Genomic DNA, 15,423 nt, shown 5'->3' with positions numbered 1-15,423 from the left:
CGAACTGCGTTACTTTTGAATGCGCAGTAATCTCATTGAATTTAACACAACGAGCAACGTTGCTCCCATATCTGCAAAGATCGCAATCCAAAGAGTAAGCCACCCTGGAATGATCAGCAGTAACGCCACTATTTTTAAACCTAATGCAAACATAATGTTTTCTTTAATAATACGCAATGCTTTTCGACTCAATTGAATGGTGTAAGGAAGTTTTTCCAAGTCATCAGCCATCAAGGCCACGTCAGCAGTTTCTAAAGCTGCATCCGTCCCTGCTCCCCCCATTGCAATTCCAACAGAAGCTGCGGCAAGCGCAGGTGCATCATTCATGCCATCTCCAACCATCGCCACCCGACCGAACTCATTGCGCAAAGATTTTACGGCTTCTAGTTTTTCCTCGGGCATCAATCCAGCGCGTACATCCGTCAGTTCAAGCAAACGGCCTATTGCCACTGCCGTTGTAGGATGATCACCAGTCAGCATCACGATATGTTTCATTCCGAGTTCTCTCAACTTCATCAGGATTGTAGGACTTGATTCTCTAATCGCATCTGCGACAGCCAAGTGGCCAGCATATTGACTATTGAAAAGAACGATCATGACAGACTTCCCTTGCTTTTGAAGTGTTTCCACGTTTGCTTTCACATTAGCTGAAATGGCTGTAGTTTCTTCTGCCCATTTTAAACTTCCGATCGCCACTTCCATTCCATCCACAAGAGCTTTTGCCCCTTTTCCTGTAACCGAGTGGAAATTTTCAGCAGCAGAGTGTGGTATATCCATGGATGCAGCATGATTCACAATAGCCCGTGCTAATGGATGATCTGAATATGTCTCAACAGACGCCACTTTTTGCAGAATCTCACTTTTCGTGAAACTTGCTTCCGTCACAAGGTCAGTCACTTCTGGATAGCCTTTAGTCAACGTACCAGTTTTATCAAAAGCAATTGCCTGTAGACGCCCCATCTCTTCAAGATGAATGCCACCTTTGATTAGTACACCTTGTTTAGCTGCATTCCCAATCGCTGTGACAATGGCCACCGGAGTTGAAACTACTAGAGCACAAGGACAACCTACAACCAGTACTGCAAGACCTTGATAAATCCAAGCCTGCCAGTCACCAGTAAATAAAGGTGGAATGACTGCTACCAGTAGTGCAATTAAAATAATAATCGGTGTGTAATACTTCGCAAATTGATCGACAAACTTCTGAGACGGTGCTTTTTCTGCCTGAGCTTCTTCAACCAAGTGGATGATTTTCGCAATTGTCGTATCTTCCACTCTTTTTGTTACTCGGACTTCAAGAGCCCCTTCTTCATTTAACGTGCCGGCAAACACTTCGTCACCTTGTGCTTTCTTAACTGGCATCGATTCACCCGTAATCGGAGCTTGATTGACCGAAGATTGACCTGAGATTACTTCTCCGTCCATGGCAATCTTTTGACCAGGTTTTACAATGAGCGTATCACCAATGATGATTTCTTCTGTTCCAAGTTCCATCGTTTCATTGTTTCTGCGAATGATGGCACGGGCAGGAGCAATATCCATCAACTGTCTAATGGATTGTCGTGCTTTATTCATCGAATAAGCCTCAAGAGCTTCACTTACAGCGAATAAGAATACAACAACAGCACCTTCACGCCATTCCCCGATGATGGCAGCGCCAATAATGGCAATTGTCATAAGGGTTTTCATATCAAAATAAAAACGGGACAAATTTTTCAGACCGCTCCAGAACATTTCATAACCACCAATGCCGATCGATAATGCAAAGAAAAGAATCGCATATGGGTCCGCTTCGGACGTTTGAAATGAAATGATTGTTCCGATAACTAAAAACAGCAATGAAATGAATGTCATGACATTTTCTTTTTGTTTGAAGAATGGTTTACTTTCGATTGTGCGTTTCGTCGACATTGGAACAACTTTAATGCCATCGAAAGCTCCTGCTTTCTCTAAATCCTCGACCGTTACAGGACCAATCACACGTACTTTGGATGCACCAAAGTTAACATTCGCTTCCGTCACATCCGGTAACGCTTGAATGTTTTTCTCGAATTTCATGGCGCAGTTCGCACAGGTTAAGTTTTCTAAGCGAAATTCCTGTTGTTCATGTGCTTTCATGTCATTCCCCTTCTTTCGCATGTTCATGGGCAATTTTCACGAGCTGCCCCACATGATTATCTGCAAGTCTGTAATAGACGAGTTTGCCTCTTTTTTCTGACTTGGCTAAATCGATATCTTTTAAATAACGTAGATGATGGGAAGCGGTTGCGGTTGATGATTGGATAATCGCCGCCACATCGCATACACATAATTCATTTTTCAAGGTTAAGGAATAGGCAATTTTAAGTCGGGTTTCATCTGCCAATGCTTTGAATATTAAAGACATACCTTTCAACTCAGGCAAGTTTTGTTGAACGTGTTTCACATCTTCTTCGTGGACACATACGGTTTCACATGCTTCTGTTTTCATCGTTTCAACCCCTCATTCAAACGTTCATTTGATTATTACCTACAGTATATGCTCGTGTACTTTGAAAAGCAAGGACAGTGACATGATGATTTTCTTACTATGCGTCCTGATTGATTCCAGGTAGACAGATTGGCCCTCCAGGTTGCACAAATTGACTTTTCCATCTACCTCGGTCGTGTGATTGCTTGGAAAGTGAAGGAATTCCAGGTAGACATTATGTGGTTCCAAGTAGACAGAATCGAGGTTCAGGTAGACAGATTAGCCCTCCAGGTTGCACAAAATGACTCTCCCACCAATCTTAGGACTGTTCCGAAATTAACCAACAATTAAAATGAATCCTATGTAAATAAAGGATTTGTCTTGCCCTTTAGAGAATATATATCCAATACATAAGCAGTTTGATTGAAATGAATTGCGAAGAAGAATCACTCATTAAGGGGGTTTGATGATGTATAAACGAATTTTGGTGGCCGTAGATGGTTCTTTACATTCGAAAAGAGCTGCAATGCATGCTGTTTTCTTGGCTGGCGCCTCTCCCGATGCACATGTCACTTTGTTATATGTTTTGGATTACGATAAAACGAGAACGGATGTTATTCATAGCATGAATAGTGACGAGTTGCATATTGATCGTAAAAACAAAATCATGCCCATTAAAGAGTTATTTACGACCAAAGGGATTTCAACAGAAATTAAATTGCTACATGGTGAAGCCGGTCCAGTCATTGTGGAACACGCAAACCAGGAGAACTACGATATTGTGGTCATTGGCAGCCGGGGTCTTAATACCCTACAGGAAATGGTGCTTGGTAGCGTAAGCCATAAAGTAGCAAAACGCGTACATTCGCCTGTTCTCTTAATCAAATAATTCCTTTACGCTATTTCTGAATGCATCGAAATAGCGACCCTTTCTAATAAATTGAACTCGGACTGACCAATTCGTTGGTCAGTCTTTGTGTTCGTTCAGGAGATGATGAAATTGAAAAAAGGCCCTTTAAATTTACTTACAGATGTACCTGGTGTGAAAGTGGGACATGTTACGTTAAAGCAATATTTGGATGAAAAAGATTCAATTTGTACAGGCGTCACCGCTATTTTGCCTCATGAACAAAATCCATTCCTGCATAAAGTTCCTGCAGCGAGCTTTGTCCTAAATGGCTTCGGTAAAACAGTCGGTCTCATTCAACTCGAAGAACTGGGCTTGATGGAGTCACCAATCATGCTGACAAACACATTCAGCGTCGGAGCTGTGTTGGAGGGAACACTTTCGTATATGCTGGAGCAAAACCCTGCAATCGGTGATTCTACAAGTTCGCTCAATTTGGTCGTGGGGGAATGTAACGACAGCTACTTAAATTCGATGCGTCTATTGGCGGTTCGCCCAGAACATGCAATTGAAGCACTGCATGCTGCAGAACCTGGAAGTTTCGAACAAGGAGCGGTCGGTGCCGGAACCGGGATGATTTGTTACGGGGTTAAGGGCGGGATTGGCAGTTCCTCCCGTATCGCAGAACATGAAGGATACGCTTTTACTGTAGGAGTGCTTACCCTAACGAACTTTGGCCGAGCTCACGAATGTCGGATGGCAAATTGGGCTCAAGACAATTTGGATAAACCGGATGGTTCCGTCATTATCATTGTTGCAACGGATGCCCCGCTCGATGCACGACAATTGAAGCGGATAGCTAAAAGGGCAGCAATCGGACTTGGCCGAACAGGCACTCACATACATAACGGTAGTGGGGACATCGTCATCGCGTTCTCAAATGCCAATTGCATAGCTCATGAATCTGACCAACCGATTGAAACAAAATCATTCCTAAGAGATGATCACCCCCTTATGAATGAATTATTCCAGGCTGTTATTGAAGCGACAGAAGAATCTGTATATCAATCTATTCTCTTCGCTGAAACGACAACGGGTCGTTTGGGAAGAGTCATTGAAAAAGGGATATTCTAATAAAAAGGGTCTTCCCGTGAGAACGGAAAGACCCTTTAATATGTTTATAGTTTTCTCTATTCGCGGTACGCTATAAAACCGCTCCAATCCACCAACCGAGCATAACGGATAAAAATCCACCTATGAGAGTGAACAAGGCATAGCCAATGGCTTTTCGGTGTTCTCCTATTGACCAGCCTTCAACGAATTGCACAGCGAACGTCGAAAACGTCGTAAATGCACCTAAAAAACCAACCATCCAAAATATAGCTACCCAATTTGTTTGTATTGCTAGATGAAGGGATAGTCCCATCAAGAATGAACCAACACAATTGATGATCAGAATCCCTTTCATTCCCTGGATTTTCAGTGAAATGCCAAAACGCATTACGGCACCAAGGAAACCACCAAGTGCTACTGCCAGAAGTGTCATTTTAACAGTCCTCCAAGCTTAAAGCCTAAAGCAGCTACTAAAAAACACATCAACGTCATGCCAAGTCCATAGACCATCGCCCACATAAAGTGATTTTGCATCAAAAGAAGCCATTCCGCAGAGAATGTTGAAAAGGTGGTAAACGAACCGAGAACGCCAGTTGTCCATAAGATGGAGGCCTTTCTTCCTGAAGAAATAGCACGTCCGCTCAACCATCCTAAAATGAGACTCCCAATTCCATTCTCTAACCATAGAACTAAGGTGTCTGGAGCCGTCACCATAACGCCATAGCGCAACAGCGCACCAATCATCCCGCCAAGACCCACTAATAAAAATTCCTTCATACACTTTACACGCCCTCACGACTCTTATGGAGTTAATGTTAACGTATGAGGATCTTGAATGTCACCATCAACTACCGTTTCATGATAATTCCCTTCTGCCCAATCATTCACTTGATTGTGGAACCAGTCGGATTTCATGTGACCACTTTGACCTGGCCCCACGATGTGATGGGTACTTGATAGGTCAGCTAAGTCAGCGACGAAACGCCAGGAAGCTCCGTGATTAACTAAGCCATCCTGAGTAAATCCGGCTGCCTGGACCGTAATATTGGAACCGCCAATCGGTACGTGCGATGGATTCAAGAAATAAGCGAAAATTGGGGATGCACCCGCTAAAGGATGGTCGAACGTCAGTTGATGATAATCGCCCCACTTCCAGTCGCTCGGTTTATCGCTAAATTCTTCTTTAATGGATGTGACAGCCGTTTCAAATGACTCCATCATCCAATTGTCCACCCCTCCTGATTCCTTCACCCATACTCCTTCTTGACCATCGAAACTTTCACGCATCATGGCATCCGTTATATTGCCTTTACCTGCCATTAAATCGTAAATATCTTTCGGCATTTGATCCTCGAACAGCGTGGCTGGCAATTGTTTAATCCATTTATGGAAAACGAGAGGTGCTGCCGCATCAACAGAATCCACTTGATCCCATTCTTTTAACAGTTTCGTTATATCATCATATTTATTGTCTTTATCCATTTTTTCTACAGAAGCGACCATATCTTTTAAGAACTCTCGTGCTTGAAGGTTATGTTGGTCCATTTGAAGAGCCATCATATCTTCTTTCGTGAAGTCATCGCCTTTTTCCAATACTTCTGCAATCCGTTCATATCGATAAGATTGAGCCCAATAGTCGGTAATATGATACGGATATGATTCATCGACAACTTGATTATTTGCCGTTGCGATAAATCCTTCATCCGGATTCACAACAGTCGGCAGTTCATCATAAGGAACGTACCCTTCCCAACCATATTCCTCTGAATCACCGGGCACTGGCAACTGGGCATCTCCTGATTTCCGGATTGGAATACGCCCATTCGCTTTGTACGCAATCGTTCCGTCTTTCCCTGCAAACACAAAGTTTTGAGCAGGCGCATGGAAATCCTCCAACGCTGTTTCAAATTCGTCCCAATTTGAAGCTTTGTTCATATTCAATACTGCCTGCAGTTCCCTAGTTGGCTCTAGTGCAGTCCATTGCATGGAGAACTGTGCCGATGGTTTTTCTTCATCAAACATGACATTTGAAATAATCGGCCCATGGCGAGTAACTACCACTTCAAAGTCAACTGTTTCGCCGCCTTTTACTTTAATTGGTTCATCCCGCACTTCTGCCTGTTCCCATTTACCTTCGTATTTAAATTGGGTTGGGTTCTCTGGATTTGGCTTTTCGATATATAAATCCTGAACATCGGGACCAACATTCGTTACCCCCCAGGCGATTTCGTCGTTGTGCCCCAAAATAATACCTGGAATACCCGCAAATATGACACCGCTTACATTTTGCTCTGGGGACTGAAGATGCATTTGATACCAAATAGACGGCGTGCTTAAACCTAGATGTGGATCGTCCGCAAGCAATGGCAGTCCTGATTTCGTTTTGTCTCCGGATACCACCCAGTTGTTGCTGCCATTAAATTCGTTCGGAATGACAGCAGGGTCAAATTGTCCTGCTACTGTTACTTGATTTTCTAGATTTGATGCAATAATCGATGGTTTATCCTCTGGATATGTAATAAATAACTCTCGTGCTTTATCTTCCGGGAAATTACCAAGTGCCCAGTGTCGAACAGCCAAGCTTGACCAGTTACCGCCAAGGTCATAAGCCATAAATTTCCCGATGGTTAAAGAATCTACTTCTGTCCAAGGTTCAGGTTCATACCCGAGCAACTTAAACTCAAATGACAGTTTGCCTTGTTCGCTTGCCTGTTCCATGTACGCATTCACGCCCTCTGCATACCAGGTGAGCACTTGCTTTGCGTCTTCTCCGTATCCAGCCCAAGAATCTTTTGCAGCCTCTCTCAGACTAAAAGTACGGAAGAATTGATCCGTTGTTACGGCTGCTTCACCCACTACTTCCGATAAACGCCCACTTGCTTGACGTCGCGCTAAATCCATCTGAAACATACGGTCCTGTGCTTGCACAAAACCTTGTGCTCTATACAGATCCTCATCGCTTTTCGCACTAATGTGAGGCACTCCTTGTTCATCACGTGTTACGGTTACTTCCTCTTTCAGTACATCCACTGCCAAGTTTCCTTCAATTTGCGGTTTTGACTTACTGATGTAGACATTCAAAAAAATGACTGTCGCTATTAGAATCAGTGCAATACTACCGACAATCCAAGCAATCCACTTTCCTACTCTTCTTTTCCCCTTCACGTCTTTCTCCCCCCAATACTTTCTTACTATATTATTTCGACTGAAAGTAAAAAAGTCCTCCCAAATAAAAAACGAGTGGACATGACCTTTTACAGTCATATCCACTCGTTTTATTTCATTAATTCTTCACCCAGAACGAGTTTCACATTGGCTACCTGTTCTTTTGCGGTGAGAATATAAAGAATGTCCTGTGTTAAAAGTTTTGTTCCACCAGTCGGCATGACCAAATTTCCTTGACGGATAATCGCACTGATTACCGTTTTTTCAGGGAGTCCAATGGTTTGGACAAGTTGACCTGCAAACGGGGAGAGTTCAGACACTTCAAATTCCAGCATTTCAGCGTTTGCCCGATCCATGGAAACGAGTTCCAATGTATGAATCCGTTTTGGCACAGGGGGACCATTCAATCCTAGTATTTTCGCAACATAAGGAATGGTCGATCCTTGCAGCAAGGCTGAGCTCAACACAATAAAGAACACGACATTGAAATACAATGTGCTATTCTCAATACCCGCTAACATCGGAAAAGTCGCCAGCACAATTGGAACCGCGCCACGTAATCCAGCCCATGACATGAACCATTTTTCTTTTGTTGTATAGGGAAAGAAGATGGTTGAGACAAATACAGCAAGTGGTCTTGCTACTGCAATCAATATGAACGAAAGCACTAACCCTTTCCAAATAAGATCCCACTGCGCAAGTTCACTTGGGAATACAAGAAGTCCTAAAATCACGAACATAGTAATTTGCATTAACCATGCAAACCCTTCATGGAAACTGAAAATGGAATGACTATGGGTCAACTCCCGGTTTCCAATAATCATTGCTGCTATGTATACGGCAAGTAAACCACTTCCACCTAAAACAGCTGTCAGACTATAGATGAAAATGGCAAAACCAGCGGATAGTACAGCATAAAGTCCACTCGCATCTAATTTGATTTTATTCATCGTTTTGGAAGCGATATAGCCAAAACCAAAACCGAATAACGTACCAAGTCCCATTTGCATCAAGAACATACCGGCTAACGACCAAGCGGAAATGTCCGGCATCAAAATCCATTCAATAAAAATTATCGTCAAAAACATCGCCATCGGATCATTCGTGCCAGATTCGGCTTCCAATGTAGAAGTTAGTTTTTGTTTTATATTTTGACCGGATAAAACTGAAAATACCGCAGCTGCATCGGTGGATCCAACGATGGAACCCAGTAGAAATGCCTCTAGCCAGCCGATATCCAATACATAATAAGCGGCAATTGCCACAACGGAGGTCGTAATTAATACCCCTACAGTTGCCAGCACAGCCGATCCGCCAAGAACGGGCCGAACATGTTTCCACTGTGTTTGTAATCCACCTTCAAACAAAATAATGATAAGAGCAAAGACCCCTACCATCTGGGCAATTTTTGCATTTGAAAAATAAATGAGTCCTGAAATATCGCTTCCCAATACCATTCCTAAAAACATGAACAATATAAGGGCTGGTACACCCGCACGTGCGGATAGCTTCGTCATTAAGACGCCGCTTAAAAGAAAAATCCCAATAAGTAATACAATAAAATCTGTTGTAAAATGCTCCATTTGTACCTCCTGTCTTTATAGTAGTTCTCTCTTTAGTTTAAAGTAAATTCAGATAATGCGCATGAAAAAAGCCTTGAATCCCAATAGAATTCAAGGCTTTTACATTTATTCGTTTTCGCCTACAATTTTCACTTCAAGATCCAATTCAATACCGAATTGTTCTTTGACTTTGTTTTTGACCATTTCAATTGTTTGAATATAGTCAGTAGCAGTGGCATTGTTTTTATTCACAATAAAGCCCGCATGCTTCGTCGAAACTTCAGCCCCGCCAAATCCCTTACCCTGCAAGTCACAGTCCTGTATAAGCTTCCCTGCGAAATAACCAGGTGGACGTTTAAACACACTGCCTGCTGAAGGATACTCCAACGGCTGCTTAGATTCACGTAAATGCGTCAAGTCCGCTATTCTTGCATCAATTGTCAGCTGATCACCAACAGTTAATTCAAACTCTGCTGATAATACATAATAACCTTTTTTCGTAATGACACTCATACGATAATCCAGTTCAAGTTCATCTTTTGATAAAACCAACTTTTCCCCTTCATGAGTCAATACAGTACATTCGTAAATGACATCTTTAATCTCGCCACCGTATGCGCCTGCATTCATTGCCATCGCACCGCCGACTGAACCAGGAATTCCACATGCAAACTCTAGACCTGATAAGGTTTCTTTTGCTGCAGCTCTTGAGACATCAATAATATCCGCACCGCTTTGTGCATATACACGAGTATCTTTAATTTTTATTTCATTTAACTTAGATAAATTCAAGACAATTCCACGCACGCCACCGTCTCGGACCACCATATTCGATCCATTCCCAAGCAATAGCAGGGGAATCTGCTTTTGATGAGCATATGACACAACAAAAATCGTTTCTTCTTCAGTAGTCGGCGATACAAATAAGTCTGCCCGTCCACCCATTTTTGTCATTGTGTGCAAGTAAAGTGGTTCATCTATTTTTACACATTCTAGTGAAAGTTCTCTAGTTAAATCGTCAAACCAACGCTGTTTAGTCATGAAAAGCCAAATCCTTTCCCTTAACTCTTTCCATTACATAGTATGCGTATTGACGACCTATTTGACAAGTAATTTCAAGATAACCATACTTTTGACCACTGTTCGATGTTGGCAATTGCATCTTTCAGCCCTTTTCCTTTGTCCGTTAAAGAATATTCAACTTTCACAGGTACCTCGGCAAAAACATGTCGTTCAACTAGTCCTTCTTTTTCAAGTTCTTTTAAGCGCTCCGAAAGAAGTCGGCCACTTACAGGCAAAGCAGACTCAATTTCGTTGAATCGCTGAGGACCTTCCAGTAATTGATATAAAATCAACCCCGTCCATCTTTTTCCGATGAGTTCCATCGCTTTTGATAAACGTGGGCATAAAGTCGTTTCTTTCATTCAAATCACCTCTATTATTAGACATTATAACGCAAATGATTACTTTTTAATACCAGGTTACATTTAACAACTTAATTGGAAGGTTGATTACCAAATAAAAATAATTATCCTTAATTCGAGATATTTTAATTCAAACGTATTGACATCGAGATATTATCAACATATAGTAGTGTATAGAAAATAAAAAACAAAATGGAGGAATTAGTAATGAAAAATTGGAATGTAGATGCAGCTCACTCAAGTATTGGTTTTTCGGTAAAACACATGATGGTATCAAAAGTACGAGGAAGTTTTGGTGATTTTAATGCGAATGTAGAAGCAAATGAAGCAGATCTAACTGATGCTAATATCGCATTTAACATCAACGTCGCAAGTATTAATACAGGGAATGAAGACCGTGATAATCACCTTCGTTCAGCGGATTTCTTCAATGCTGAAGCTTTTCCAGAAATCAGATTTGTGGCTAACAATATTTCAAAAAATGGCGATGAATATGAAATTGCTGGAGATTTAACAATTAAAGACATCACGAAACCGATAGTCTTTGAAGCTGAATATGAAGGTAAAGGCACAAACCCATGGGGCCAAGAAGTAGTTGGATTCTCAGCTGAAACAAAAATCAACCGTGAAGATTTTGGATTGACTTGGAACCAAGCGCTTGAGACTGGTGGCGTATTAGTAGGAAAAGACATTAAAATTACGGTAGAACTAGAAGCAAACCCAGCTTAATTTTATGAAATCAAAAAGGAACTTCTCACATCAGAGAAGTTCCTTTTTTAGTGCAGCCACTTTTGGTTCTTGAGATCAATTGCAAGTTCTGCCACTACAGCTTGGCTGATTAAAAATCCTTGGATTTTTTGAGCTCCCATTTTTTTAAGCAAATCTAGCTGTTCGTTTGTTTCTACACCTTCCATGACAGTAGTCATGCCAAGGTTACGGGCAATGTCCAATACTCCTTGTAAGATGACCAGTGATTTGTCTTCATCCAACTCGATTTTCACAATGAAAGACCTATCTACTTTTACTTGTTGGATCGGCAAGGTCTTTAATATTGATAACGAAGAATAGCCTGTTCCAAAGTCATCAAGTGCGGTTTTGATACCAAAATTATTTAATTCAGTCAGAATCTGATTGGCCAGTTCACTATTTTGAACAGCAATCGTTTCCGTAATTTCAAAAATCAACCGATGCGCAGATATATTGGCTTCTTGAATGATCATTTTCACATCGTGTAAAAAATCAGGATGCATCATTTGCCTTACCGAGATATTAACCGCTAAATGAAAATCGTTATATCCTTCTACTTCCCACCGATTCAGTTGAGATGTCACTTGACGTAAAATCCATTTCCCAACTGGGATAATTAAATCGCTTTCTTCCAAAAGTGGAATGAATTCTGCAGGAGACACTTGGCCAATTATCGGAGACTCCCATCTCAACAAGGCTTCATAGCTCGTAATGTTTTTCGTGGATAAATCATAAACCGGCTGATACACCATGAAAAATTCCTGATTCGCTAAAGCATGGACCACGTTGTTTGCAATCAATCTTACACGTTCATTTTGATTGGCAAGTTCTTGAGAGAAAAAGACAAAGCGATTACCGCCTTGTTTTTTTGCTTCTTGCACGGCGTACGTTGCATCTTGCATCATTAGGTCCGGCCAGTCTCCTAATTGAGATTTCCGTATCCCAACACTAAACGTTACCCACATGCTTTCCGTAGCAGACAACTCCATTGGTACTTCCATTAATTTGACTAAACCTAATCCCAAAGAGCGTAATTCCTCTTCTGAATGAGTGGGTATCAGCAGGACAAATTCGTCTCCACCTACCCGATACAACTCATTTCGAGGGGCAAATGACTGGATCTTACGACTTGTTTCAAAGAGTACACGATCGCCTAGCTGATAGCCGTTCCGTTCATTAATCTCTTTAAATCGATCTAAATTAATAAAGAACAATGCGAACTTTTTAAAATTCTGTGGATTTAATTCTTTTGTCAAACGTTCTTCTAACATCACTCGGTTTGGTAAGTTTGTCAGTAAATCACGTTTCAACATGTTTTCTTCACGTTGTTCATTACGTTTCAAATAATAAAGAATACCGCAGAGAATCATGATTGCTAATGCAACAATCAGTGTATTACGCCAAAAAATAGAGGAAATTTGCTGATTTGTCTTCTCTTTAAAGCTGTCAACAACAACTATCCAATCCCCACTTGTACGCTGATACATAATATAGTGCGCTTTATTTTCGTCTATCAGTATGGTCCCTTGTTCGGTTTCATTGATTTTTGAAAGCACGTGAGATCCATTAGGTACAACTGTTTCAAAATCCTGATTAGGCGTAGAGAAAACTACTTGATTGTCTCTTATTAAAAATAATGTTCCGGGTAAGTTTGAATCTGCTGCAATTGCACCAACTAAATTCCCCATATTCACAACCCCAGACAGTACGCCAATGATTTTTCCGTCTTTGGAAACTGGAATACGTATGGCACTTACCAACTGTGTAGAATCTTGATAGAAAGGAAATAGATCACTAAAAACCATTTCACCTTGCAACGCACGATTAAACGATTCTTGTTGATTTACGTTAAAACGAGAACCGTCACCAGCCAGCACTTCCCCCTCCGGAGTGATAAAACCTAGAGATGAAAAAAATGGCATTTTTTCGCGTTGTTTTTTTAGAAACTGAACGATCTCTTTCTCCGATTTAAGCAATGCGATGTAATCTGCTATCAACTCAAGCTCGGCCACTCGTTCATTTGAAAATTTATTCGTTTCATCTGTAAAATTATCAAGCAAAACGTGATTTTCCTTTTTTACTGTTTCAAGAACAAAATCTTTCGACGTTTTATAATTAAAGATTGTCAGAGTAACAACAGTCAATAAAATGATGACCAGCAAAAAATATGCCTGTAATTGCCTATTTGACATGTCGTCACCTCCCTAACTTCTTACGTGTTATTTTTCCATTATTTGTATGTATATACCAAATGAAAGCATTTCTTTCCTTGTTTATTGTCGATTAATGACTGACAATAGTCAATGTTTGTATGATAGTTTAGTATGAAAACGGGGCAATACTGACTATTTACTGCTGATTCGAAGGGACGACAGCTACTTTGAAAACTGATAACACATCATCCAAACAATTTTTCCAACTTATTCGTTCTCTGAATTGGCCTTTAAGTGTAACCATTTTTGCTGTTTTTCTGGCTTTAGCCGAAACAATTACCGGATTAATTATTCCTTTAGTCACAAAAAATTTAGTCGACTCGTTGACAACTGCTATTTTTGATTGGCGTTTAATCTCTTTATTATTTGCCGTCTTTATTTTGCAAGCGATTGCCGGTGGTGTTTCTTACTACTTGTTATCTTTTATCGGAGAAACCATTGTGGCCGATTTACGGAAGAAGCTTTGGCGTAAAGTTTTGCGCCTGCCAATTCCCTACTTTGATACACATGAAACCGGTGAAACCATGAGCCGCATTACACAGGATACATCTACATTGAAACAACTCATAACAGGTCACCTCGTGACATTTGTTTCAGGAATCATTTCAGTTATTGGTTCCGTTATCTTATTGTTCTTCATTGATTGGAAAATGACTTTGATTATGCTTGTGAGTGTCCCATTATCGATGGCCATTATTATTCCTCTCGGGCGTAAAATGCACAAAGTGGCGAAGGGCACACAGGAAGAAATGGCGAAGTTTTCAGGACTTCTTGGGCGGGTACTTTCAGACATCCGGCTTGTGAAAGCTTATCGAGCGGAAGAAACAGAAAGTGGTAAAGGGGATCAAGCGGTTGGAGAACTGTTTCAATTCGGTTTAAAAGAAGCAAAAATACAGTCGATTATTTCTCCTGTGATGACATTAATTATGATGGGTATTCTGGTAGTTATCTTAGGTTACGGCGGTATGCAAGTTTCGAATGGCAATTTATCTGCCGGTTCACTTGTCGCTATTATCTTCTATTTGTTTCAAATTGTTGTGCCGTTTGCCCAGATGGCTTCCTTTTTTACTGCGTACCAAAAAGCAGTCGGCGCGACGGAACGAATTCAAGGAATGTTGGAATTGAACCATGAAACCATTTCAGGGTCTCCTCAAATTAATAAAGAATCACTTCGCTTTGATCAGATTGATTTTTCTTACTCAGAAGAGAAACAGATTTTAACAAACGTTTCTTTCGAAGCAATACCAGGTACGGTTACGGCATTCGTTGGTCCAAGTGGCGGTGGAAAAACAACCATTTTCTCATTGTTGGAACGTTTTTATGAACCGGATAGCGGAGCGATATTTATCGGTCAAACTGCAATTAAGGATTTGCCTCTAGGAGACTGGCGTGGACGGATTGGCTATGTATCACAGGAAAGTCCATTAATGAGCGGTTCCATACTGGAAAACATGGCTTATGGTTTGGAAGTAAGACCTTCACTTGAACAAATTAAAGAAGCAGCCATCGCAGCGAATGCTTGGGAGTTTATTGAAAAGCTTCCTCAAGGTTTTGAGACATTGGTTGGTGAACGAGGCATGAAGTTATCAGGGGGACAGCGCCAGCGGATAGCGATTGCACGTGCATTATTATATAATCCACAAATTCTACTTCTTGATGAAGCCACTTCAAATTTGGATAGCGGTTCAGAAATTTTAGTACAAGAAGCATTGCAATTGTTGATGGAGGGCAGAACAACCTTGATCATAGCCCACCGTCTTGCAACCGTTCTTCATGCAGATCAAATCATCGTACTCGAAGGCGGGCAAATTACAGGCACAGGTACTCACAGTGTACTTTTTGAATCGCATAAACTTTACAAGGAATTTGCTTTGGGACAAGGGTTGTCATAAAAAAGCAGTTC

The 15,423-nt window shown here is 41.1% G+C and carries 13 protein-coding genes; 4 read left to right on the top strand and 9 right to left on the bottom strand.

What is annotated here, in order from left to right; genetic code table 11:
• Positions 1-9: 9 nt before the first annotated feature.
• A complete protein-coding gene (locus ACQKEV_RS15080) occupies positions 10-2,118 on the bottom strand; it encodes a heavy metal translocating P-type ATPase (protein ID WP_427447191.1) in 2,109 nt (702 codons plus the stop codon).
• Position 2,119: 1 nt separating this feature from the next.
• Positions 2,120-2,470, bottom strand: coding sequence for an ArsR/SmtB family transcription factor (locus tag ACQKEV_RS15075; protein WP_427447193.1), 351 nt, complete (start codon positions 2,468-2,470; stop codon positions 2,120-2,122).
• 448 nt (positions 2,471-2,918) lie between these two features.
• On the opposite strand from ACQKEV_RS15075, the gene ACQKEV_RS15070 reads away from it, so the two are divergent.
• Positions 2,919-3,338: a universal stress protein gene (locus ACQKEV_RS15070; RefSeq protein WP_427447196.1), complete on the top strand. Its 420-nt coding sequence runs from the start codon at positions 2,919-2,921 to the stop codon at positions 3,336-3,338.
• A gap of 111 nt (positions 3,339-3,449) precedes the next feature.
• On the top strand, positions 3,450-4,430 hold the full coding sequence (locus ACQKEV_RS15065; protein WP_427447199.1) for a P1 family peptidase: 981 nt from the start codon (positions 3,450-3,452) through the stop codon (positions 4,428-4,430).
• Positions 4,431-4,500: 70 nt separating this feature from the next.
• On the opposite strand, the gene ACQKEV_RS15060 is transcribed toward ACQKEV_RS15065, so the two are convergent.
• The 6 genes from ACQKEV_RS15060 to ACQKEV_RS15035 form a co-directional block, all read right to left on the bottom strand.
• On the bottom strand, positions 4,501-4,842 hold the full coding sequence (locus tag ACQKEV_RS15060; RefSeq protein WP_427447201.1) for a fluoride efflux transporter FluC: 342 nt from the start codon (positions 4,840-4,842) through the stop codon (positions 4,501-4,503).
• Entirely contained in the window at positions 4,839-5,186 is a 348-nt protein-coding gene (locus ACQKEV_RS15055) for a fluoride efflux transporter FluC (RefSeq protein ID WP_427447203.1), read from the bottom strand. Before ACQKEV_RS15055 ends, ACQKEV_RS15060 begins: the two co-directional genes overlap by 4 nt.
• Positions 5,187-5,210: 24 nt before the next feature.
• A complete protein-coding gene (locus tag ACQKEV_RS15050; protein ID WP_427447205.1) occupies positions 5,211-7,574 on the bottom strand; it encodes a penicillin acylase family protein in 2,364 nt (787 codons plus the stop codon).
• A gap of 110 nt (positions 7,575-7,684) precedes the next feature.
• A complete protein-coding gene (locus ACQKEV_RS15045) occupies positions 7,685-9,157 on the bottom strand; it encodes a potassium/proton antiporter (protein WP_427447206.1) in 1,473 nt (490 codons plus the stop codon).
• Positions 9,158-9,262: 105 nt separating this feature from the next.
• Positions 9,263-10,177: a UDP-N-acetylmuramate dehydrogenase gene (gene murB / locus ACQKEV_RS15040; RefSeq protein WP_427447208.1), complete on the bottom strand. Its 915-nt coding sequence runs from the start codon at positions 10,175-10,177 to the stop codon at positions 9,263-9,265.
• Between the two features lie 74 nt (positions 10,178-10,251).
• Positions 10,252-10,560, bottom strand: coding sequence for a winged helix-turn-helix transcriptional regulator (locus ACQKEV_RS15035; protein WP_269925853.1), 309 nt, complete (start codon positions 10,558-10,560; stop codon positions 10,252-10,254).
• A 207-nt stretch (positions 10,561-10,767) separates the two neighbouring features.
• On the opposite strand from ACQKEV_RS15035, the gene ACQKEV_RS15030 reads away from it, so the two are divergent.
• Entirely contained in the window at positions 10,768-11,289 is a 522-nt protein-coding gene (locus ACQKEV_RS15030) for a YceI family protein (protein ID WP_427447210.1), read from the top strand.
• Between the two features lie 47 nt (positions 11,290-11,336).
• Here the strand turns inward: ACQKEV_RS15030 and ACQKEV_RS15025 are convergent, their stop codons facing one another.
• The gene (locus ACQKEV_RS15025) at positions 11,337-13,499 is read right to left on the bottom strand and encodes an EAL domain-containing protein (protein WP_427447212.1); all 2,163 of its coding nucleotides are present in this window, start codon (positions 13,497-13,499) and stop codon (positions 11,337-11,339) included.
• A 188-nt stretch (positions 13,500-13,687) separates the two neighbouring features.
• On the opposite strand from ACQKEV_RS15025, the gene ACQKEV_RS15020 reads away from it, so the two are divergent.
• Positions 13,688-15,412: an ABC transporter ATP-binding protein gene (locus tag ACQKEV_RS15020; protein WP_427447215.1), complete on the top strand. Its 1,725-nt coding sequence runs from the start codon at positions 13,688-13,690 to the stop codon at positions 15,410-15,412.
• The last annotated feature ends 11 nt before the right edge of the window (positions 15,413-15,423 follow it).

Source organism: Paenisporosarcina sp. NPDC076907, assembly GCF_050269735.1.
Classification (GTDB): domain Bacteria; phylum Bacillota; class Bacilli; order Bacillales_A; family Planococcaceae; genus Paenisporosarcina.
This window is presented reverse-complemented; position numbering and strand designations above follow the sequence as displayed.